Source organism: Nonomuraea sp. CA-143628, assembly GCF_050942315.1.
In the GTDB taxonomy this organism is placed as follows: Bacteria; Actinomycetota; Actinomycetes; order Streptosporangiales; family Streptosporangiaceae; genus Nonomuraea.
On the sequence record NZ_CP192072.1, the window covers coordinates 4,906,457 to 4,927,511 of the forward strand.

The 21,055-nt window shown below is 70.4% G+C and carries 19 protein-coding genes; 13 read left to right on the top strand and 6 right to left on the bottom strand.

Annotated features, from left to right (window positions below):
• From ACQP2T_RS22480 to rbsK, 4 genes are read left to right on the top strand one after another with little or no spacing between them, the layout of a single operon-like run.
• Window positions 1-969, top strand: coding sequence for an ADP-ribosylglycohydrolase family protein (locus ACQP2T_RS22480; RefSeq protein WP_433518061.1), 969 nt, complete (start codon window positions 1-3; stop codon window positions 967-969).
• A complete protein-coding gene (locus tag ACQP2T_RS22485) occupies window positions 966-2,105 on the top strand; it encodes an ADP-ribosylglycohydrolase family protein (RefSeq protein ID WP_433518062.1) in 1,140 nt (379 codons plus the stop codon). The genes ACQP2T_RS22480 and ACQP2T_RS22485 overlap by 4 nt, the downstream gene beginning before the upstream one ends.
• Window positions 2,102-3,454, top strand: a complete 1,353-nt coding sequence (locus tag ACQP2T_RS22490) for an ADP-ribosylglycohydrolase family protein (RefSeq protein WP_433518063.1) — start codon at window positions 2,102-2,104, stop codon at window positions 3,452-3,454. The genes ACQP2T_RS22485 and ACQP2T_RS22490 overlap by 4 nt, the downstream gene beginning before the upstream one ends.
• Entirely contained in the window at window positions 3,451-4,335 is an 885-nt protein-coding gene (gene rbsK / locus ACQP2T_RS22495) for a ribokinase (protein WP_433518064.1), read from the top strand. Before ACQP2T_RS22490 ends, rbsK begins: the two co-directional genes overlap by 4 nt.
• A 32-nt stretch (window positions 4,336-4,367) precedes the next feature.
• Here the strand turns inward: rbsK and ACQP2T_RS22500 are convergent, their stop codons facing one another.
• On the bottom strand, window positions 4,368-4,781 hold the full coding sequence (locus tag ACQP2T_RS22500) for a hypothetical protein (protein WP_433518065.1): 414 nt from the start codon (window positions 4,779-4,781) through the stop codon (window positions 4,368-4,370).
• Between the two features lie 141 nt (window positions 4,782-4,922).
• Complete coding sequence (locus ACQP2T_RS22505) at window positions 4,923-6,245, bottom strand: aspartyl protease family protein (protein WP_433518066.1); 1,323 nt, start codon at window positions 6,243-6,245, stop codon at window positions 4,923-4,925.
• A 418-nt stretch (window positions 6,246-6,663) separates the two neighbouring features.
• On the opposite strand from ACQP2T_RS22505, the gene ACQP2T_RS22510 reads away from it, so the two are divergent.
• Genes ACQP2T_RS22510 through ACQP2T_RS22530 form a run of 5 tightly spaced genes read left to right on the top strand, consistent with a single transcriptional unit; the run spans window position 6,664 to window position 11,690 of the window.
• Window positions 6,664-7,968 (top strand): ABC transporter substrate-binding protein, encoded by a 1,305-nt coding sequence (locus tag ACQP2T_RS22510; RefSeq protein ID WP_433518067.1) that lies wholly within the window; start codon window positions 6,664-6,666, stop codon window positions 7,966-7,968.
• Window positions 7,968-8,897, top strand: a complete 930-nt coding sequence (locus ACQP2T_RS22515; RefSeq protein WP_433518068.1) for a carbohydrate ABC transporter permease — start codon at window positions 7,968-7,970, stop codon at window positions 8,895-8,897. The genes ACQP2T_RS22510 and ACQP2T_RS22515 overlap by 1 nt, the downstream gene beginning before the upstream one ends.
• Complete coding sequence (locus ACQP2T_RS22520; RefSeq protein ID WP_433518069.1) at window positions 8,890-9,750, top strand: carbohydrate ABC transporter permease; 861 nt, start codon at window positions 8,890-8,892, stop codon at window positions 9,748-9,750. The genes ACQP2T_RS22515 and ACQP2T_RS22520 overlap by 8 nt, the downstream gene beginning before the upstream one ends.
• Window positions 9,751-9,753: 3 nt before the next feature.
• On the top strand, window positions 9,754-11,355 hold the full coding sequence (locus tag ACQP2T_RS22525) for a hypothetical protein (RefSeq protein WP_433518070.1): 1,602 nt from the start codon (window positions 9,754-9,756) through the stop codon (window positions 11,353-11,355).
• 59 nt (window positions 11,356-11,414) lie between these two features.
• Window positions 11,415-11,690: a hypothetical protein gene (locus ACQP2T_RS22530; RefSeq protein ID WP_433518071.1), complete on the top strand. Its 276-nt coding sequence runs from the start codon at window positions 11,415-11,417 to the stop codon at window positions 11,688-11,690.
• A 24-nt stretch (window positions 11,691-11,714) separates the two neighbouring features.
• Here the strand turns inward: ACQP2T_RS22530 and ACQP2T_RS22535 are convergent, their stop codons facing one another.
• From ACQP2T_RS22535 to ACQP2T_RS22545, 3 genes are all read right to left on the bottom strand, one after another.
• On the bottom strand, window positions 11,715-12,980 hold the full coding sequence (locus tag ACQP2T_RS22535) for an esterase-like activity of phytase family protein (protein WP_433518072.1): 1,266 nt from the start codon (window positions 12,978-12,980) through the stop codon (window positions 11,715-11,717).
• Window positions 12,981-13,080: 100 nt separating this feature from the next.
• Window positions 13,081-15,372, bottom strand: a complete 2,292-nt coding sequence (locus ACQP2T_RS22540) for an FtsX-like permease family protein (RefSeq protein WP_433518073.1) — start codon at window positions 15,370-15,372, stop codon at window positions 13,081-13,083.
• Complete coding sequence (locus ACQP2T_RS22545) at window positions 15,369-16,067, bottom strand: ABC transporter ATP-binding protein (protein ID WP_433518074.1); 699 nt, start codon at window positions 16,065-16,067, stop codon at window positions 15,369-15,371. The genes ACQP2T_RS22540 and ACQP2T_RS22545 overlap by 4 nt, the downstream gene beginning before the upstream one ends.
• Window positions 16,068-16,183: 116 nt before the next feature.
• Here ACQP2T_RS22545 and ACQP2T_RS22550 point away from each other — a divergent pair, with 116 nt between their 5' ends.
• The 4 genes from ACQP2T_RS22550 to ACQP2T_RS22565 all read left to right on the top strand — a co-directional run bounded on the left by ACQP2T_RS22550 (window position 16,184) and on the right by ACQP2T_RS22565 (window position 20,320).
• Window positions 16,184-17,080 (top strand): sensor histidine kinase, encoded by an 897-nt coding sequence (locus tag ACQP2T_RS22550; protein ID WP_433518075.1) that lies wholly within the window; start codon window positions 16,184-16,186, stop codon window positions 17,078-17,080.
• A complete protein-coding gene (locus ACQP2T_RS22555) occupies window positions 17,080-17,748 on the top strand; it encodes a response regulator (RefSeq protein WP_433518076.1) in 669 nt (222 codons plus the stop codon). Before ACQP2T_RS22550 ends, ACQP2T_RS22555 begins: the two co-directional genes overlap by 1 nt.
• A gap of 122 nt (window positions 17,749-17,870) precedes the next feature.
• Entirely contained in the window at window positions 17,871-18,020 is a 150-nt protein-coding gene (locus ACQP2T_RS22560) for a hypothetical protein (RefSeq protein WP_433518077.1), read from the top strand.
• 98 nt (window positions 18,021-18,118) lie between these two features.
• Window positions 18,119-20,320, top strand: coding sequence for a protein kinase domain-containing protein (locus ACQP2T_RS22565; RefSeq protein ID WP_433518078.1), 2,202 nt, complete (start codon window positions 18,119-18,121; stop codon window positions 20,318-20,320).
• 27 nt (window positions 20,321-20,347) lie between these two features.
• Here the strand turns inward: ACQP2T_RS22565 and ACQP2T_RS22570 are convergent, their stop codons facing one another.
• Window positions 20,348-21,043: a FadR/GntR family transcriptional regulator gene (locus ACQP2T_RS22570; RefSeq protein ID WP_433518079.1), complete on the bottom strand. Its 696-nt coding sequence runs from the start codon at window positions 21,041-21,043 to the stop codon at window positions 20,348-20,350.
• Window positions 21,044-21,055: the final 12 nt, after the last annotated feature.

Consider the following 21,055-nt stretch of genomic DNA (forward strand, 5'->3'; position numbering starts at 1 on the left):
ATGTCGGGGGACAGGATCGCGGGAGCCTTCGTCGGGCTCGCCGTGGGAGACGCCGTGGGCTGGCCCGCCACCAGGCACCGGTCGGCGCTGCACGCGCCATGGAGCAGGCGGCTGCTGCGCGAGCTCGACACGTTCGCGGAGGAGCACCGGGTGACCACGTTGCCGGTGCCGTTCGCGCTGAACCAGCCCGTGGCGCCGCTGGCCGTCGGCCCGTCCGACGACGCCGAATGGCTGGCCTGGACGGTGCGTACCATCGACCGGCCGCGCGCCGAGGCGTTCGGCGAGCTGGTGGGCCGCGAGGACATCCGGGCGCGCATCTCGGTGGCCACCGCGCTCGGCAACCTGGCCAAGGGCGTCGAGCCCCCGGCCAGCGGCCACGACAATCCACACCATTTCGACGACGCCGCCGCCGTCAGGGCCGTCGCCTTCGGCGCGCTCGGCCGTGACCCGGCCGAGGACGCCCAGGTGACCAACGCCGGTGACGGGCTGCTCGGAGCCCTGGCCATGGCGGCCGCGGTGGCCGAGGCGGTGGCGACGGGCTCGGCCACCGCGGCGGCCGGGGCGGCGCTGGCCGTACTGCCGCCTGACAGCGCTATCGGGCACAACGCCCGGCTGGCGCTGGAGGTGGCGCGGAAGGCGGGCGACGCGTTCGCCGCCGTACCCGCGCTCGACGCCGCGCTGCTCGACCACGTCTACAGCTACGGCGTGGGCGCCGCGCAGACGGTGCCCGTGGCGCTGGCGCTGGCCGAGGTGGCGGGCGGCGCCCTGAGCGCGGCCGTACCCGCCGCCGCGTGCCTGGCCACGCTGGCCGACTCGGCGCCCGCGCTCACCGGGGCGCTCACCGGAGCGTGCGGCGGGCTCGACGCGATCCCGGAGGGGTGGACCGCGTCGGCGCGCACACTGGCAGGCTGCTGTCTGCCGGAACTGGCAGGAAAAGATCTCATCGAACTCTTGGAGGAACTCGCATGACGCCGCTTGAGGACAGGGCGACCGGCTGCGTGGCGGGGGCGGCGGTCGGTGACGCGCTGGGCGGCGCCACCGAGGGCTGGACTCCCGAACAGATCACCACCAGGTACGGCGGGCACGTGGAGGGCATCGTGCCCCCGTACAACGAGGATTGGCGCAACGCCCGGCCCATCGCCCCCTATCACAAAGGCGACGGCCACATCACTGACGACACCCTCATGACGCACGCGCTCATCCGCGTCTATGAGAAGGTCGCCGGTCACCTCGGGGCGTACTCGATGGCCGAGCACTTCGTACCCGAGCTCATGGGCGAGCGGCGGTGGATCCCCGAGCTGGAGGCCGAGGCGCTGCCGCTCCAGCGGATCTTCCTGGCCGAGAAGTGGATCGTCGCCCGGCTGCACTACGGCCACGTGGACCCGCGCGAGGCCGGTGTCGGCAACATCGTCAACTGCGGCGCGGCCATGTACGTGGCGCCGGTCGGCATCGTCAACGCCGCCGACCCCGACGCCGCCTACGCCGAGGCCATCGACCTGACCGGCGCCCACCAGTCGAGCTACGGCCGGGAGGCGGCCGGCGTCATGGCGGCGGCCGTCGCCGAGGCCATGCGGCCCGGCGCGACCTTCGACTCCGTGGTGGCCACCTGCCTGCGGCTGGCCAAGGACGGCACCAGAGCCGCCATCGAGGCGGTCTGCGAGGCGGCCTCCGGGCTCGGTCACTGGGACGGGTCGTTCGAGACGCTGCGGGCGGCCATGCGGCCGTTCGACACGGTCGCCGACACCTACCGCGACCAGGGCCTCGGCGCGCGGCGGCCGAGCCGGGTGCACAGCATCGAGGAGCTGCCGCTGGCGCTGGGCTTCCTCGTGGTGGCCAAGGGCGACTACCGCGACACCGTGCTCGGCGGCGTCAACTACGGCCGCGACGCCGACTCGATCGCGTCCATGGGCGGTGCCATCGCCGGCGCCCTGGGCGGGCTCGGCTCGATCCCGGCCGAATGGGTCTCGCAGGTGGCCGAGGCGAGCCGTACCGACCTGGAGGCGCCCGGCCGGGCGATAGCCGAGGTCGCCCGCCGGGTGCACGCCGACGACGCGGCCCGCCGCCGCGCCGTCGAATCCGCCTTCGCCGCCCTCGACAGCCAATGATCCGCCTGACCTGGGTGCAGCCTGAGGACCTGGTGGGCCATGAGCTGCGGCAGGCCGCCGAGGACGGTAGGGACGTGCGTGACATCGCCGAGCGGTGGCACGCGGCGGGCGGCCATGACGCCCCGCCGCGCGCCGGGGCCTCCGAGCCCGGCGCGCTCAGGCTGCGGCCGCTCGCCGAGGACCTGCTGGACGAGCTGGCCGCCATCCCGTCGCCGCTCGACTCCGACGAGCCGTCCGACCTGCCCGCCATCATCGCCGCCTGCCCGAACTGGCCCGTGCCCACTGCTCCTCGGGAGGGGGAGCGGGTCTCGCAGGTGGATCCGGCCCGTGTGCTGGGGGCCTGGCAGGGCAGGGCGGCCGGTTGCGTGCTCGGCAAGCCGGTCGAGAAGATCCCCCGCGCGGGCATCAGGGAGATCGCCGAGGCCACCGGCAACTGGCCCATCACCGGCTGGTTCACCGCCAAGGGCCTGCCCGTCGACATCGCTGAACGCTGGCCGTGGAACCGGCGCAGCGCCGTCAACTCGCTGGCCGAGAACATCGACGGCGTCCCCGAGGACGACGACCTGAACTACCCGCTGCTCGCCCTGTCCGTCCTGGAACGGCACGGCCGCGGCTTCACCACCGACGACGTGGCCAAGCTGTGGCTCGACGAGCTGCCCGCCGGCCGAACCTTCACGGCCGAACGCGTCGCCTACCGCAACCTGCTGGCCGGGGTCGAGGTGCCGGAGACGGCGACGTACCGCAACCCGTTCCGCGAGTGGATCGGCGCGCTGATCAGGACCGACGTGTACGGGTGGGTCAATCCCGGCGATCCGGCCACCGCGGCCGAGTACGCCTGGCGCGACGCCCGCCTCACCCACACCGCGAACGGGATCTACGGCGCCATGTTCGCCGCCGCCATGTGCGCGAGCTCCCTGGTCGCCTCCTCCGCCGCCGAGGTGGTCGAGGCCGGGCTGTCCGTCGTCCCGCCGCGATCACGGCTTTACCAGGCGGTACGGCAGGCGGCCGAGGACGCCGCGCAGGAGAGTGACTTCGAGCGGGTCGTCGACCGGTTGCACGAGCGGCACGGCACCCTGCACTGGGTGCACACGATCAACAACGCCGCCCTGGTCGCCGCCACGCTGATCCACGGCCGGGGCGACTTCACCGCCACCATCGCCGGAGCGGTCGCCGGCGGCTGGGACACCGACTCGGCGGGCGCCACTGCCGGGTCCGTCGCGGGCGCGCTGAACGGCGGGGTTCCGGTGCGGTGGAGGATGCGCGACACCCTGGCAAGTAGCCTGACCGGCTTCGATGGGGTGGGGCTGGGCGATTTGGCGCGCCGTACACAGGAGATGATGAGGGCATGATCTCGGTCTTCGGCAGCGCGAACATGGATCTCGTCGCCTACGTGTCCCAGGCCCCCAAGCGGGGCGAGACGGTCACCGGGCGCGGATTCCGTACCATCCCCGGCGGCAAGGGCGCCAACCAGGCCATCGCGGCGGCCCGCGCGGGCGCCGTGGTCGCGTTCCTGGGTGCGGTGGGCGACGACGGCTTCGGCTCCGAGATGCGCGCCACCCTGGCCGCGGCCGGCGTGGAGGTCGCCCAGCTGCGGCAGGTGCCCGGTCCGAGCGGCATCGCGCACATCGTGGTCGACGACGAAGGCGGCAACTCGATCATCGTGGTGCCCGGCGCCAACGGCACCGTCACCGGGCCCACCGAGGACGACGTCGCGGTGATCGCCGGTTCCCGGGCGCTGCTGCTCCAGCTGGAGCTGCCCATGGACGCGGTGGTCGCCGCCGCCCAGGCCGGGCAGGTGTCGGACGTACCGGTGATCCTCACCCCCGCGCCCGCCCAGCCGCTGCCGGACGCGCTGCTCGACGCCGTCACGCTGATCGTGCCGAACGAACACGAGGCCGCCGACATCACCGGCGCCGACTCCGCCGAGGCGGCGTTGGAGGCGCTGCTCGCGCGGGTTCCGGAGGCCGTCATCACGCTGGGTTCCGAGGGGGCGCTGTACGGCTCGCGATCGGGCGAGCGGCTGCGCGTACCCGCCCTGAAGGTGAAGGCGGTGGACACCACGGCGGCGGGCGACACCTTCGTCGGCGCGCTCGCGGTCGCCCGCGCCGAGGGCCTTCCCGCCGCCCCCGCCCTCCGCTTCGCCTCGGTGGCGGCGGCGCTGTCGGTGCAGCGCGAGGGCGCGAGCACGTCGATGCCCACCCGCGCGGAGATCGACGACTCGCTCGCCTGATGCCGGAAGCGGTCCTGGCGGCCGTTTCGCGGTCATTGTCTTGGTGGTGGCGGGGCCAGTATTTGGGCCATTATCCAGAGCACGACGAAGGCTAGCGTCTGCAAGGACCAAGCCACCCAGAGCCACGGTTCTGTCTGTACGTTCTGAACGGGGAAGTGGAACAGAACTGACACGAGCTCGACGAAAATGACAAGGGAGAGGCCCAGCGCGTCCAGTCCTAAGGTGAGGTACATGATGCCGCCTACCAGGGCTATGACCGCGACGATGACAGCGGCGATCCATGGGTTGGGGGCAACCCACAGGAACGGTTCACCCCAGAAGTCGGCAGGCAGTTGTGGGATAGCCGACCGAATCAGCCAAAGGGTGACGGCCGCGTACGGCAGGGACACAAGCGCGGGGAAGCCGAACTCCTCGACTAAGACATCCCATAGGAAGCCGAAGCTCATCCCTACGTCCTACCCGTGGGTCCGGGAGTGGACGCTGCTGGTCGCCTCTAGGGTGTGATGCCCCCTGCGCTGCTCGGTAACACTGCGCCGGTCAGCGTGACTGCGCGGCCGGTGCTCGGCGAACAGGCACAGGCGACGTGATCAGGTGGCCTTGCCGCGGGCGATGTAGAGGTTCATGCCGACGAAGTCGAGGGTGACGTTGTACGGCTTGAAGAAGCAATGGGCGAAGTGCCCCGTCGAGTCGATGCCCGTTCCGAAGGGCCAGGGCACGTTGACCTGCGCGCCCGGGTTCGTCTCGCAGTAGACGTTCTTGGCGACGGCGTTCCCGAGGCGGATCTCCTTCGGGTAACAGGGGTAGGTGACGGCCGGGTGGCTGTGGGCGAACGTCTCGAGCGGGCGGTCGTGGTCGGTGCGAATCCCAAGCCGCTCGGCCGTTGCCCCGGGCATGCCCGCGGTCGTCTCGCCGATTCCGCCGATGGTCACGCCCACCACCCGCGGGCCGGAGCCGGTGGCGCCGGTGATGCTGCCCACGCTGAGGACGTCGTGGTCACGGACCAGCCACAGCGGCAGAGGCTCGGCGCCCGCTCGTTCGGCGGCGGCGCGTGCCTTGCCGGCCGTCTCGGGGGTCCGGGCGCGGACGATCAGCTCCCGGCCCGCATAGTCGAAGGTCGTCAGCAGGTGGTAGAAGACCCACGTACCGATCAGGCCGTCGTCGTCAGTGTCGACGTCTCCGCCCGACTCCCGCTCCGACCAGCCGACGGGGACGTTGCGCAGTTCGAGGTCGCCCAGCTTGAAGGAGTCCAGCACCCCGTAGTGCACCCAGATGGAGATGCCTTCGAAATCGGTCTTCTCGCTGACGACGGGGGTCAGCCCGGCCTCCTTGGCCACCGAGGCGCGCACGTTCAGGTTCGGGGCGCCGGTGTAGAACACGAAGCGCTTCAGCGGCCCGCCGTTGAGCGAGACCTCCACCAGCGGTGAGGGGTCCGTCTGCTCGATCCGCATCCGCCCGATGCCGCCGTGGACCTGGTACGGCTCGCCTTCGACCGCCGCGAACCACTTGGCGTAGCCGTCCTCGCCGGCCGCCTGCCAGCACGGCACGGAGAGCGCGAACTTGTCCTGCCGGATGTAGCAGTCGCCCAGGTAGGAGTTGGTCTCCTTGTCGTCCGGCGCCAGCTTGAGCGCCATCTTGAGGTATTTCTCGGCCTCGGGGAACCGGTTGGACAGCAGCCCGACAAGGCCGCGCTGGCGGGCCGCGCGCAGGTTCACGGGATCCTGCTTCAGGATCTCCTCGTACGCCCGGCCGGCCTGCTCGAACTTCCCGGACTTGAACAGCGCGTCGGCGTCCCCGATGTCGGCCAACGCCGTGCCCGTCCCACCGAGCAGCGGCGTGGCCGCGGCGGCACCGGCCAGCACGGCGGCGCCCCGGAACAGCGAACGCCGGTCCCATTTCCCGTCATCAGCCATGTCAACGTCTCCTCGTGATCGGCTTCGTCGGTCAACGCGTCCACTGTCAGGCCGCCGCGTCCCCGCCGCGTCCGCGCCGTGTCATGGTCGCGTCACGAATTCGGGCTGAGGCCGTCGACCATCAAGCCGATGGTGAAGTCGAAGCGGTCATGGGGCGATGCCGCCGGCTGCGAATTCCGACTATCGCGCGGGATGGCGCTGCCACTCGGCGGGCAGCGGGCGCCACTCGGCAAGTGGCAGGTGGCTGAGGTCCCAGGGTGGCATACATCCGATCTCCCGCCCACATAAATCCAGCTCGTCCTCAGTCGTGCAGGGCTGCGCTTGACTCACATCCGATGTTTCCCCTACGTTACCGGGCAAATCGATGTTGCGAAAGATTTCGCAACTCACTCCCTTCGCTTGAGGTATGGAGTGCCGCATGCCCTCCCCCCGCCGTTCGCTCGCCGCCCTCGCGCTCACCGGCCTCATCGCCGCCACGTCGGCCTGCGGATCCTCCGCCGCCGCCGGCGACGAGTCGCTGGAGGTCTGGAACCGGGCCTCGCCCGCGTCCGCCGAGGTGACCAAGAAGGTGCTGGCCGCGTTCACCGCCAAGACCGGGATCAAGACCAAGTACGTGCCGGTCCTCGACAACTGGGACGGCAAGGTGCAGGAGGCCGTCGCCGCGCGCAACCTGCCCGACATCATCATCAACGACTCGGGCATGCTCGGCACGAACGTCAGCCAGGGGCTGATCGGCCCGGTGGACCGCGCCCAGATCGCGGGCCAGGGCGAGCTGCACGAACGCGCGTGGGAGCAGGCCAAGGGGTACGACGGCAAGTACTACGCGGTGCCGTACACCGTGCAGACCGTCGCCACGCTCATCAGGAAGGACTGGCGGGAGAAGGTCGGCGCCGAGGTGCCGAAGACGTGGGCGGATCTGGTCGCCCTGGCCAAGGCCTTCCAGGAGAAGGACCCGGACGGCAACGGCAAGGCCGACACGTACGGGATGGTCGTCCCGGCCTCCACCGAGCGCGGGTACGCGTCCTGGTGGGCCTCCACCTACATCTGGCAGGGCGGCGGGGACTTCCTGACCGAGTCGGGCGGCAAGTTCACGCCCGCCATCGACCAGCCGAAGTCCGTCGAGGCCGTCAAGTGGCTGCGGAACCTCTTCTGCAAGGACAAGCTGGTCATCCCCGGGGCGCTCACCCTGATCACCAAGGACGCCCACCCGTTCTTCGAGACCGGCAAGGCCGGCATCTACCTGACCGGGCCGTACCTGTTCGGCCGGTTCGACAAGAGTCTGGGCAAGGACAAGTACGAGGCGATCCCCTCGCCGGCCGGTCCCGCCGGGACGGCCTCGATGGCCGAGGGCGAGAACATCTACCTGATGGCCGGCTCCAAGCTGGGGGACCAGCAGAAGAAGCTGGCCGAGTACCTCATCTCCGCCGAGGCGCAGAAGATCGGCATGGCGGGCAACTCCGACGGCGCGATCGTCAAGCTGCCGGTGAACAAGAGCGTGGACGTGCTCGCCGAACGCAAGGACGACCGCTGGGCGACCATCAAGGAGGTCTACGAGAAGGACGGCAAGTACTTCCCGAACGTGCCGAACTGGCTGCCGTTCCGTCAGCGCTCGGCCGAGACGCTCAACAAGATCTTCGCTGACTGCGGCACCGACGTGCAGGCGTCGCTGACCGAGCTGGCCGGGGCCTTCAAGACCGAGCTGGCCGCGCAGAAGGTCGGCTGATGACGCTCACCACGGAGCGCGCGGTCGTCGCCCCGGCGAAGCGTACGGGGCCGGCGCGAAGGCGGAGCAACGTCCTGGTGCCGTGGCTCTTCCTGGCACCGGCGCTGATCCTCTTCCTCTATTTCAAGTACATCCCGATGGCCGAGGGTATGTGGCTGAGCCTGTTCAAGGTGCAGCCGTTCCTGGGCAACGAGTGGCTGGGGCTGGAGAACTACCGCCGGGTCTTCGCTGAGGAGGCCTTCCGCGACGCCACCTCGCACACCCTGCTCTACGCGGCCGGCCAGACCGTGGGCTCGATCCTGGTCGGGTTCCTGCTCGCGCTGCTGCTGGAGGGCAAGGCCAAGACGCTGTGGTTCGTCCGTACGGCGGCCTTCCTGCCGGTGGTCACGGCGACCGCGGTGGTGGCGGAGGTGTGGCGGCTGCTGTACTTCCCCGGCGCGGAGGGCATGCTCAACACCCTGCTCGGCTGGTTCGGCAGCGACACGCAGAAGTTCCTCGACGACCCGAACGGCGCGCTGGGCTGGGTGATCCTCGTCGGGATCTGGAAGGGCGCGCCGTACGACATGATGATCATCATCGCCGGGCTGGCGGGGATCGACCGGCAGCTCTACCAGGCGGCCGCCATCGACGGCGCGGGCCTGTTCCAGCGGATCAGGTACGTCACGATCCCCGCGCTCCGGCCGGTCGTGACGATCCTCATCATCCTGGCCAGCGTCCGCAGCCTGCGCGTGTTCACCGAGATCTACGTGCTCACCGGCGGCGGCCCAGCGGGCGCCACCGACGTGATCATGACCCGGATCTTCGCCACCGGCTTCCGGACCGGGGACATGGGCTTCGCCACCGCCGCCTCGGTGGTGCTGTTCCTGGCGACGCTGCTGCTCACGGCCGCGGTCACGCTCTACCGCAGGCGGAAGGAGCTCAATGTTTGAGACCACGCTCGGCTGGGCCTGGGGCCGCAAGCACCCGGTGGCGTCCGTGGCCCGGATCCTGATCTACGCCCTTGTGCTCGTCGTCTTCTGCGGGCCGCTGTTGGCGATCTTCACCGGGGCGTTCGACCGGAGCAGCGACCCCAGCCGGATGTCGTTGTTCCCGTCGAATCCGACGCTGGTGAACTTTCAGGTGGCGGCCGATCAGGGCCTGTGGCGGTTCTTCCTGAACTCGCTGGTCATCACCGGCGGCGGACTGCTGCTGCAGGTGACGGTGAGCGTTTTCGCCGGGTACGCGCTGGCCAGAAAGAAGTTTCGCGGGCAGGCGTTCGTACTGGTGGCCATCCTGGCCACGATGATGATCTCCGACGAGGTCATCGCGATCCCGCTGGCGCTGGTGCTGAACGATCTGCCGCTGCTGGGCGTCTCGCTCAGAGGCTCGCTGCTGGGCATGATCGTGCCGCTGGGCGGGTGGGGATTCTCCATCTTCGTGATCAGCGAGTTCATGAAGGAGATCCCGGGCGAGCTGGAGGAGGCCGCGCGCGTCGACGGCGCCGGTGAGCTCCGGATCTTTCTGCAGGTCATCCTGCCGCTGTGCCGTCCGGCGCTGGGCGTGATCACGATCTTCGGCTTCACCATGGTGTGGGACCAGTACCTGCTGCCGCTGATCGTGGCCGAGACGCCCGACAACTACCCGATCGGGGTGGGGCTGTCGATGTTGCGGACCAACCCGGAGATCGGCCCCGGCCCGCTGCTCGCCGGCGCGCTCGTGGCCATGCTGCCCAGCCTGGTCGTCTACCTGGCCTTCCAACGTACGTTCCTGTCCGGCCTGGTGGCCGGCGCGGTGAAGGGATAGCTCATGACCTACGATCTCAGCCGGCGCGCGCTGCTGGCGGCCGGCGGCGTGCTCGCGGCGACCGGCATCACGGGGATGACGGGGATGCCGTCCGCCCACGCCGACTCGTGGCGCTCGACGCTCGCGTACCGCAAGCACGGCAGGCTCGTCTACACCGAGGACGCCGACCGCAACCGCGTCCCGGACTTCAGCCACGCCGGCTACCACAACGGCGAGCGCCCGCCGCCGCGCCTGCGGGTGGTCAAGACGATCAGGCCGGTCGAGGGCGACAACACCGCCCACATCCAGGCCGCGCTGGACGAGATCGCGGCGCTGCCCGAGCACCGGCGCGGGGCGCTGCTGCTCCTGCCGGGCCGCTACCCGGTGTCCGGGACGATCTACGTACGCTCCAGCAGGACCGTGCTGCGCGGCTCCGGGGACGGCGAGGACCCGGCGGAGAACACGGTCATCATGGCCACCGCCGCGGGTCCGGCGGACCGCACGGTGATCGTGGCGGGCGGCGAGGGACCGGTGAACTGGTCGGCCTGGCGGGGTGAGGTGCCGGGCACGCGTACCGACATCGTGTCCGACTTCGTCCAGGTGGGCGCGCGTACGTTCGAGGTCGCCGACGCCCGCGCGCTGCGGCCCGGCGACAACGTCATCGTCTTCCACCCCTGCTCGGAAGGATGGCTGAAGGCCATCGACTACGGCGGGCACGACACCGGGCGGCCGTGGTACGTGGATGAGGAGCCCATCCTCTACAACCGCTACATCACCGACGTCACCGGCAACCGGGTGACCATCGACGCCCCGGTCTTGAACCACCTGAACCGGTCGCTGTCGCAGTCGTACCTCTACAAGACCGACCGGGCAGGCGTGGTCACCGAGGTCGGCGTCGAGCGGCTGCGGGTGGACGTCGAGTTCGCCGGCGACCCCTTCGCGGAGAAGTCGGCGGTGCAGAACGCCATCCGGATCTTCCGGGCCGAGGACGCCTGGATCCGCGACTGCACGGCGCTGCGGTTCTGGCAGGTCGGCATGGAGGCGTGGGAGGCCACCCGCGTCACGGTCGACAACTGCCGGGCGCTGGAGCCGACCGGCTCGACCTCGGCGGGCGGGAACCGCTACAACTTCTGTGCTCACCCGTTCGCGCAGCTCGTCCTCTTCAAGGACTGCCACGCCACGAAGGCCAGGCACTCCTTCATCTGCAACGGCGCCGCCTCGAACTCGGGGATCGTCTTCCTGCGCGGGACCTCCGAGGAGACCTACAACACCAGCGAGGGCCATCGGCGCTGGAACACCGGCCTGCTCTACGACGGCCATCGTGAGGTGAACCCGCACCGCACACTGACGCTCGGCCTGTACAACCGGGGCTGGTGGGGGACCTCGCACGGCTGGTCGGCGGCCCATTCCGTGGCGTGGGGGTGTGACATGTCGGGCACCCAGATCGTCGTGCAGAAGCCGCCCACCGCGCAGAACTACGTCGTCGGCGCCAGGAACGCCGTGGTGAACGCCGACGGCCCGTTCGCGCAGCCGATCGGCCACGTCGAGGGCGTCGGCGAGTCGGCCCTGCAGATCCCGTCGCTGTACACGGCGCAGCTCCACGAACGAGGTTTCCGCGAGGTCTAGAACCGCGCCCGGATCTCCTTCGGGCTGTTGGAACGGAGCTCGGTGGGCAGGTGGAGGTGATGAATGAAGACCTGCCTGATGCGGTGAACCGGGACGGTGGCGAGAGCGACGTGGTGGCGGAGCGGTCAGGGGCCGACACCCCGAAGGCGCCCCGCCCCGTACCCGCCGATTGGCCCGACACTGACACGAACCCCGCGATCCCCACCCCCGAGATCACCGCCCCCGAGACTGAGGCCGAGGCCACAGTTGACGCCGAAAGGCGTGCCGAAACCGGCGAGGAGGCGGGCGACGGCGGCGAAAAGGAGGTGCGGCCCGAAGCGGGTCCCACCGGCTGACGGTAGCCGGGGCCCGCACATCCTTCAGCGCACCGGGCGAGGCAGGCGGATGGTGAGGATCCGGCTGGTGACGCCGCTGTCCACCAGTCGCCCGTCCGCCCCGAACTCGCCCAGCCCGAAGTCGTTGTCATTGGCGACCACGAGCGTCCGCGGGTCGAGCAGGGCGATGCCCTCGACCTTGCCGGGCAGGGTGGGGGCGGCCTCGGACAGGTCGGCGACGAGCGACTTGGCCGGAACCTTGACATCCCCCAGGTCGGCCAGCGCCTCCAGTGACGGCGCGGTGGCCGGGTCGTCGTACCGTCCGCCCAGCAGGTTCGTGGCCTTGGCCAGGTCGATCTGGTAGATCCGGGCGACGTTGTCGGTCCGCTCGTCCACCAGCAGCCGGCGACCGCCCACGTACGCCAGGCCGGAGACCTTCATTTCGCTCTGGTCGCCGTTCACCTTGGGGTCGAAGGTCGTGACGTCCTCGAAGCGGTAGGCGTACTCTCCGGTCACCCGCGCCGCGCGGATGCTGAACGTGAGGATCCGGCCGACGCGGGAGGATTTGCCGGTCTTCTTGTCCGGATTGGCCAGCGGGCTCTGCACCGCGAGGTACAAGGTGTCGCCGTCGATCGCCAGCCCTTCGAACCCGCGGTTCTGCTGGCGGGAGGCGAGGATGGCGGGCAGCGTCTCCTTGACCGGGTAGTCGGCGCCGGTGAGGTTGAGCCCCTTGGGGACGTACCGGGCCAGCACCCGCCCCCGCTCGGAGACGTGCAGCAGCGACGGCCCGTACTCGTCGACCAGCCAGAAGTCGCCGCGCGGGGTCCGCACCAGGTCCTCGGTGTCCACCCCGCTCGGGTTGTACGGCAGCGCGGTCTGGCCGTCCCAGGTGTAGGGCACCTCGTCGTGGCCCGCCTGGTTGCTGAGCCCGGTGATCGGCTTGCCGGAGGTGCCGACCAGGGGGACGTACTTCTTGATCTCGACGCCGAACCGGGTGGCCACCCGCACGATCGCGGGGGCGAACTCCGGGATGGGGAACGTGCGCCGCTTGTCCGCGCCCACCTGCCCGTTGGGGCCGCGGTCGGTGACCATCCAGTAGTCCCCGCGCCGCTCGGCCGGGAACAGTCCGCTGCCGACCCCGCCCAGCTTGACCTCGCGATCATCGGCGATGGACCGCTGCAGGTCCTTGAGGGGTACGGGCGGGATGCTCACGTCCTTGACCACCACGGGCCGGGGCGCGGCCTCGGCCGAGGAGGGAGCGACGGTCGTGGTGACGACGAGCGCCAGACCCACGAGTACGGGACGGAACATGGCACGGCCTTTCACACCGGCGAATACGAGCGTCCTGACCCTAATGACGTCAAACGTCCAATTGTTGAAGCGCCGATGAACAGGCCCACCCGAAGTAGGCTCATTCCGTCCGCAGTGCTTCGGCGATGGTCAGCGTGGCGGCCGAGCGCGCGGGCAGGAACGCGCCCAGCATGGCGATCGCCACCCCCGCCACCACCAACGCGGCCAGCGCCGTGCCCCGCCAGACATCGAGGAGGAACCCGGGCGCGGTGAGCCCCACGGCGTCGAGCATGGCCAGCACGATGACTCGGTGCGAGAACACGCCGACGGGGATCGCGAGCAGGCCGCCGACGGCGCCCAGGGCCGCCATGGACGTCACCATCATGAGCGTCACCTGGCGCGGCGTCATGCCGATCGACTTCAGCATGGCGAGGTCGCGGCGGCGCTCGCGGGTGTTGAGCACCACGGTGTTGAACACGCCCAGTGTCGCCACCGTGCCCAGCAGCAGGGTGAAGATCGAGGCCGCGCTGATGACGGCCACGCTGTCCGCGTCCACCCGCGACTTCGTGATCGGGTACAGGCCCGGCTCGGCCGCCTTCACCGCGGCGTTGAACCGCTCGACGTCGCCGCCCGGGGCGAGCCGGACCTCGTACTGGGTGGGTTTGCCGTTCGGGTCGAGCGCGGTCAGCGTGGGCCAGCTCGCGATGACCAGGTCGTTCGCGGCGTCCATGACCTCGCCCACGATCGTGGCCTGAGTACGTACGCCGGAGAGCTCAAGTGTGAGCCGGTCGCCGACCCGGAGCCCGAACCGCTGGAGGAACGCCGAAGGGGCGGCGACCTCGTTCGGCCCGGCGATGTAGCGCCCCGCCACGACCACGTCGCCCCTGGTCGTGGCGTCGCCACGGAGGAACTGGGCCTTGATCCGGTTCGTCCGGCCCGGCAGCTGGACGTCGATCCAGGCGTCGGCGGTCACATACCGTACGCCGGGCTGGGCGCGCAGCAGCGCCTCGATGCCGGCGTCGTCCAGCTTGGGCCTGGTCTGGTCGGGGCGTCCGACGTGGACAACGGTGTGGACATGGCCGACGCGCTGGGCCGTGTCCCCGTAGGCGGCCATCGTCTGGAACAGGCCGGTGGCCAGCGTCACCGTCGCCACACCGAGCACGATCGCGGCCAGCGTCATCGCCGACCGGCCCGGGCGGGCGAACGGCAGCCCCAGGCCCAGGCTGACCGAGCGGGGCAGCCGCGTGCCCGACAGCACCCGCTGGATCGCCTGCCCGCGTCCCGGCCGAGGCGCGCCGCCCGCGCGGATCGTCTGGGCGGCGGACAGCTGGTACGCCCGCGAAGCGGGGATGAGCGCGGCCAGCACCACCACGGCCGGTACGCCGATCAGCGTCGCCCCGTACACCCAGAGGCCGACACTCAGGCCGATGGTCGACCCGAGGCCCGCGAACACCCGGTCGAGCAGCGGCTGTGAGACCAGCGCACCGAGCACGGTCCCGATCAGGCAACCGGCGAACCCCGGCAGCAGCACCATGGTCAGATACACGGCCACGACCTGAGCGGGCGTGAACCCCAGCGACTTGAGCACCCCGATGTGCCGCTGCCCGGCGACCACCGCGCCGCTGATGACGTTCCCCACGATGAGGATCGCCACCAGCAGCCCCAGGAGGCCGAAACCCATCAGGAACGGCAGGTAGGCGGAGGCCACGCGCGAGACGTCCTGCTTGACCGCCAGGTACGACCGCAGGTCGAGCACCCCGGACGACGGCAGCCCTGAGGTGGCCACGCGCAGGTCGCCCTCTGTCTCGGCCCGGGTGAACCGGTAGAGCATCTGGCTTGTGGTGGGGTTCATGGCCCGCATCTGCGCGGGCGTGACCCAGGCTTCGGACGTCCGGCTGACGCTGGAGGCGAGGCCGACAATGGTGAAGTTCGTCCCCTCTTGGGTTTGCACGGTGGTGCCGACCAGATCGCTGAAGAACGGCTCGACCGGGCGATTCACCACGATCTCTCCGGGTTTGACGGCCCAGCGGCCGGTCCAGAGGTCGACCCGGTCCACGGGGCCTCGGGGATCGGCCCGCCCCACCAGGGTGAGAGGGCCGGGCGGCAGGCTCTGCCGGGTGTCGGCGACGGTGAGCACCGTCTGGCCGAACGGACCGGCTGCGGCCTCGACCCCGGGGCTCTGCGCGGACCGGACGAGCCGGTCGTCGGGGACCACGGCCCGGTCGAACGTGGCCACGACGTGCGCGCCGCGCTGCTCGGCGAACGTCCGGTCGAAGGGACCCGACGAGGCGTCGAGCAGGCCGAGCGCGACCACGATCGCCACGGTGGAGCACATGACGACCACGGCCAGGATCCCGCTCTGCGTGCGGCGCCGCCGTACCGCCGCCAGAGCGAGGTGCCAGACCACACTCATGCGGTCCCCTCCAGGCTGCGCTCGCCGGTCACCCTGCCGTCGGCGAGTTCGACCACCCGTCCCACGCACCGCTCGGCCAGCCGCTCGTCGTGGGTGACCAGCAGCAGCGTCTGGCCGATCTGGTGGAGGTCGAGCAGCAGGTCCATCACCTGCTCTCCGGAGTGGCTGTCCAGCGCCCCGGTCGGCTCGTCGGCCAGCAGCACGGCCGGGCGGTTCATGAGGGCGCGGGCGACGGCGACGCGCTGCCGTTCGCCGCCGCTCAGCACGGTGGGGTACATGGTGGCGCGGTCGGCGAGGCCGAGTTCGTCCAGCAGCTGGAGCGCGCGCCGGCGGGCATGGGTGGCGGGCGTGCCGGTCAGCTGGGCGGCCAGCGCCACGTTGTCGAGCGCGGACAGGTCGTCGAGCAGGTTGAAGAACTGGAAGATCATGCCGATCCTGCGCCGCCTGAACAGCGCCAGCCCCGTCTCGTCCAGCTCTGACAGCTCCTCGCCGTGGACGGTGACCGTTCCGGAAGTGGGCCGGTCCAGCCCGGCGATCATGTTGAGCAGCGTCGACTTCCCGCACCCCGACGGCCCCATCACCGCGACCGCCTCGCCGGCCCGGATCTCCAGCGAGACGCCGTCGAGCGCCGCCGTCTCGCCGTAGTGCCTGCGTACTTCGTCAAGTCGTACGACGATCTCGCCTCCGGTTGCCATGAGGGGAGGCTACAAACGGCGCGGGAGGCCGGGCATCCTTCCCCGGATGTAGTCCGGCCGCGATGTCATCCCGTGGATGTAGTGCGGATCTTCGCGCTGTTTGCCAGGGTGGAACGGTGGGTGAAGTCTGGACGTACGGGATGTTCGTCGCCCTGCTGGGAGCCGTGCTGTGGCTGAGTGTCCTGCTGGCGCGGTCCCGTCGGCGGCACCGTGCGGCGATCGAGGAGCGCGGCGGCCTTCTGGAGCGGGAGAGCGGCCGGGCCGCCAGGGTGGCGGTCGACGCCGAGCGGGCCAGGATCGCCAGGGAGCTGCACGACATCGTCAGCCACAACGTGAGCCTCATGGTCGTCCAGGCCAGTGCCGCGCGCGAGGTGCTGACCAGCGAGCCGGAGGAGTGCGCGGCGGCGCTCGAAGCGGTCGAGAACGCCGGTCGTTCCGCCATGTCGGAGCTGCGGCACATGCTGGGCCTGCTCGCGCCGTCGCCGGACGGCTCGGACGACGCCGCGGATCTGACGCCGTCGCCCAGCCTGAGCGGCCTGAACACGCTGGTCGACCGCTTCGCCTTCGCCGGCCTGCCGGTGGAGGCGCGAATCCTGGGCGAGCCCCGGCCGCTGCCGCCGGGCATCGACGCGACGCTCTACCGGATCATCCAGGAGGCGCTGACCAACGCGCTCAAGCATGCCGAGGCGGACACGAAGGCCGAGGTGACGGTCCGTTACGCCGACAATCACGTACGCGTGGAGGTGCTCAACACCGGCCCCAGCGTGCTCACCACCGACCAGCCCGTTCAGCCTGGTAAGCGTGCTCAGCCCGACCACGCGCACGCGAGGAAGCGCGATGACGGAGCCGGGCGCGGTCTGCTGGGGTTGCGTGAACGTGTCGCCGTATATGGCGGGGACCTGGACGCCCGGCGCCGCCTCGGCGGCGGTTACCGCGTCCGCGCCCGCGTCCCGCTGAACTCCTTGCCCGATGGCGACCGGTTCCGCCCGCTCCCGGCAGGCGCGGACAGCTGATGACCTCGCCTCGCGTGCTGATCGTCGACGACCAGGCACTCATACGCTCAGGCTTCCGGCTGATCCTCAGCACCCGCGGCATCGACGTGGTGGGGGAGGCGGCCGACGGCGTGGAAGCGGTGACGGCCGCGCGAGAGCTGCGGCCGGATGTCGTGCTCATGGACATCCGCATGCCGGCCATGGACGGGCTGGCGGCGGCCAGACAGGTCCTGGCACAGGATCCGGCCTGCAGGGTGCTCATGCTGACCACGTTCGACCTCGACCGCTACGTGTACGCCGCGCTGGCCCTGGGGGCGAGTGGTTTCCTGCTGAAGGACGTCACACCCGAGCACCTGGCCAACGCCGTGCGGCTGGTCGGCACCGGTGACGCCCTGCTCGCGCCGTCGATCACCCGGCGGCTCGTCGAGCGCTTCGCCCGCCCCGACCGCGCCGCTTCACCGGGCGTGCACGCCGACCTGGCCGGCCTGACCGCGCGCGAGGTCGAGGTGCTGACGCTGGTGGGGCGCGGGCTGTCCAACGCCGAGCTGGCCGGGGCGCTGACGTTGAGCGAGGCCACGGTGAAGACCCATGTCGCCCGCATCTTCACCAAGCTCGGCCTGCGCGACCGTGCCCAGGCCGTGGTCATCGCGTACGAGACCGGGCTCGTCAGCGCGGGCGAGGGCATCTAGCCCGCTCAGCTCCGGCTGGAGCTGAGCTACATAGACGGACAAAAGTCAAGGTTAGCCACGAAGATCGTCAAATGCTATACAGGGGGAGATCGTCGGAAGCGCCGGACGGAGAGGAAGTTTCGTTGAACAATCTGCTTGCTCTGGAACCCCGTGAAGCAGGAACGAACGTGCTGGAGCCGACCGTCGGCTTCCTGAAGACCGTCAGGGCGCAGGCGGGCGACAGCACCTGGCCGGGCGACAGCACCTGGCCGAGTGACAGCACCTGGCCGTAGGCGGCTGACGGCACCTGGCCCGCTGTCGGGGCCGTGCTGAATTTCCTGGAGAAAGAGGTCCGGCATGCTCTTCTGGCGTGATGGCATCAATGTCTGAGGTGTCAGCGAGGGACTCCGAGGCCATTGAGAGAATCGTCGACGAGCATGTCCGGACCGGCCATCGCATCAGCCTTGGTCCGACGTGGTTGACGGTTTATCCCGATGGTGTTCAGCTGTTCGAACATGGCTGGAAACTGCATGTCTCCTCTCGTTCGGCAACCTATTTGGAGCTGGTCGAGAAGCTTGTCCCCCTGCTCCTGGCCGAGGGCTGCGTGTTCAAGCTCGCACGCTCGCACCAGGTCCTCGACCGGCTGAACAACGGATACAGTGCCCCGGCGAGCGTCGGGAAGGCGTTCACGATCTACCCGGACCAGCGGCGTGTCCGTGAGCTGGGCCTGGAGCTGGCCGAACTCCTGCGTGGCCATCTGGGGCCGCGAGTGCTCAGCGATCGGCGGGTGGATCAGGACTCTCCGGTGTATTACCGATATGGCCCGTTCAAGAAGGTCGACGAGGGGGGACGGTTCGCCGCTCGGATCGACGGGCCCGGCGGGGAAGAGTTCGAGGGGCGCGCCGGCCTGCGCTACGAGCAGCCGGACTGGGCCGTCGATCCGTTCACCGGCCTGCGCCCGGGTGAAGAGCTGGGGGAGCCGGCGGTTCTCGGCCACCACTACCGGGTTGTCGCGGGAATCTTCGAATCCGCGCGTGGCAACGTCTATCGGGCTGTCGATCAGCGTGATGGGACGAGCGTCGTCATCAAGCAGGCTCGTGCTCTGGTGGCCGAGACCGCGGCCTCGGGCGACATCCGCATGCGGCTGCGCAACGAACGCCGTGTCCTGCAGGCACTCGAGGATTGCCCTGGTGTCCCGCGATTTCTGGATCACTTCCGGCATGGCCAGGACGAGTTCCTGGTGATGTCCGACGCCGGCCCGGTCGATCTCGCTGAGGACATCGCCCAGAACGGTCCGTATCCGATCGACGCGCATCCTGGCGCCGGAGAACGGCGTTGCCTCGAAACGCTCGGCAGGCGACTCGCCCAGATCCTCGTCGATCTTCATGCGCGCGGCGTCGTCATGCGCGACCTCGCGCCGAAGAACGTGGTGATCGACGGTGACCGGGTCAGCGTCGTCGACTTCGGTGTGGCCTGCTACGACGGCCTGCATCTGCCTGGAGGGACGTATGGCTACGCGCCGGCGCGGCAGCGGCGCGACGAGCCGCCACAAGACACCGACGACCTGCACGCCCTCGCCATGACGCTGTTGTTCGCGACGTGGCACATGCGGCCGGACACGCTGGGGGACGACTCCTCCGATCTGCCCCGCGAGCACGCGCTCCAGGCCATCCGGTCCGCCTGTGGTGAGGAGCCGACCGGAATGATGGGCATCATCGCGGACCTGCTCGGCGACGAGCACGCCGCCCGAGCCGCACTGCGGCGGCTCGCGGCGGGGGAGATCTCGATCCGGCGCGAGCCGCGCGACCGCCGAGGTGCCGAAGACCGCCAGGAGGATCGTTTCGGTCCTCGCATCGGTGACGCGATCGGGGACATGCTGCGCGATGCCTACCGGGCATCTCTGACCTCGGACGCCGCCCCGGTCCTCCAGATCGTGGAACACGACGACGGCCTGGTGAAGTCCCTTCCCGTCGCGCCCTGGATCGCGCCGATCGAGCAGTGGCCGGACGAGGAACGCCAAGCATTGGATCTGCTCAAAGGCAAGGTCCTGGATATCGGCGCCGGCGGAGGACGAGCCGCGCGCGCGTTGCTCGACCGAGGCCACGCCGTCACCGCGCTCGACACCTCCCCGGGGGCGCTCGAGGTGTGCGGGCAGCAAGGGATACGGTCAGTCGTTCTCGGCACGGTTGACGAACACGCCGCGACCGGGGCGCGTTACGACAGCTTCCTGCTCCTGGGTGCCAACCTGGGCCTGCTGGAAAGCCGCGAGCGGGCACCGCGGTTCCTGCGGGCTCTGGCCGCGATGGCCGCACCCGGTGCCGTGATCGTCGGGCGAGGCAGCAACACGACCGATTCCGACGACCCGCTGCGCCTGCCCTACAACGAACGGAACCTGCGGGCAGGCCGCATCGCCGGACAGCGCACCATGCGGATCCGCTATCGCGACGTGGCGACACCCTGGTTCGATTACCTGTGCCTGGCACCACGCGAGCTCGCCGAGCTCGCCTCCGGCACCGGCTGGGAACTTACCGACACCACATATGACATGAACTCGACGGTCGACTACCTCGCCATCCTCCGCCGAGAGAGCTGACCGCCTTCCCGTACAGCGCTCGCCGGGTCAGACGGCGTTGCGATACAGCAACGCCAGCGTCTGTTCCAGCTCCGTCTGCAGGATGCGGCTCGCTGCCTCCCCGTCTTCCAGCCGGATGGCGTCCACCAGCGCGGCATGCGCGTCGTCGCCGGGATTGGGCTCGGTCTCCCGCAGGCCGAGCAGCTCCACCACGTCCACCAGCCGGCCCCGCAGCGCCGGGGCGAACTCGGCGAACAGGTCGTCGAGCACCGGGTTGCGCGCCGCCGCCACGACCGCCGCGTGCAGGGCGATGTCCGCGTCCACGAACCCCGCGTCGTCGCTCCCGGCCGCCGCCCGTCGCGCCTGCAGGGCCGCCTCCAGTGCGGCGAGGTCCTCGTCGGTACGGCGGGTCGCGGCCAGGCGGGCGGCCTGGGTCTCGACCATCATCCGCACCTCGTAAACGTCGGTGATCGCGGCCCGGCGCAGGCGGGTGGGCCAGTCGGCGGCCGGTTCGGTGGCGATGACGAACACGCCGCTGCCCTGGCGGGCCTGCACCAGCCCGGCGCCCGCCAGCGCGCGCAGCGCCTCGCGGACGGTGGAGCGGCCCACACCGAGGGTCTTGGCCAGGGCGTTCTCGCCGGGGAGCCGGGTGCCGACCGGCCAGTGGCCGCCGGTGATCTGCTCGCGCAGGTGCTCGGTGGCCTGTTCGACCAGCGGGCTGGGACGGAGGGTGCCGAGCGGCATCGCGGATGAACC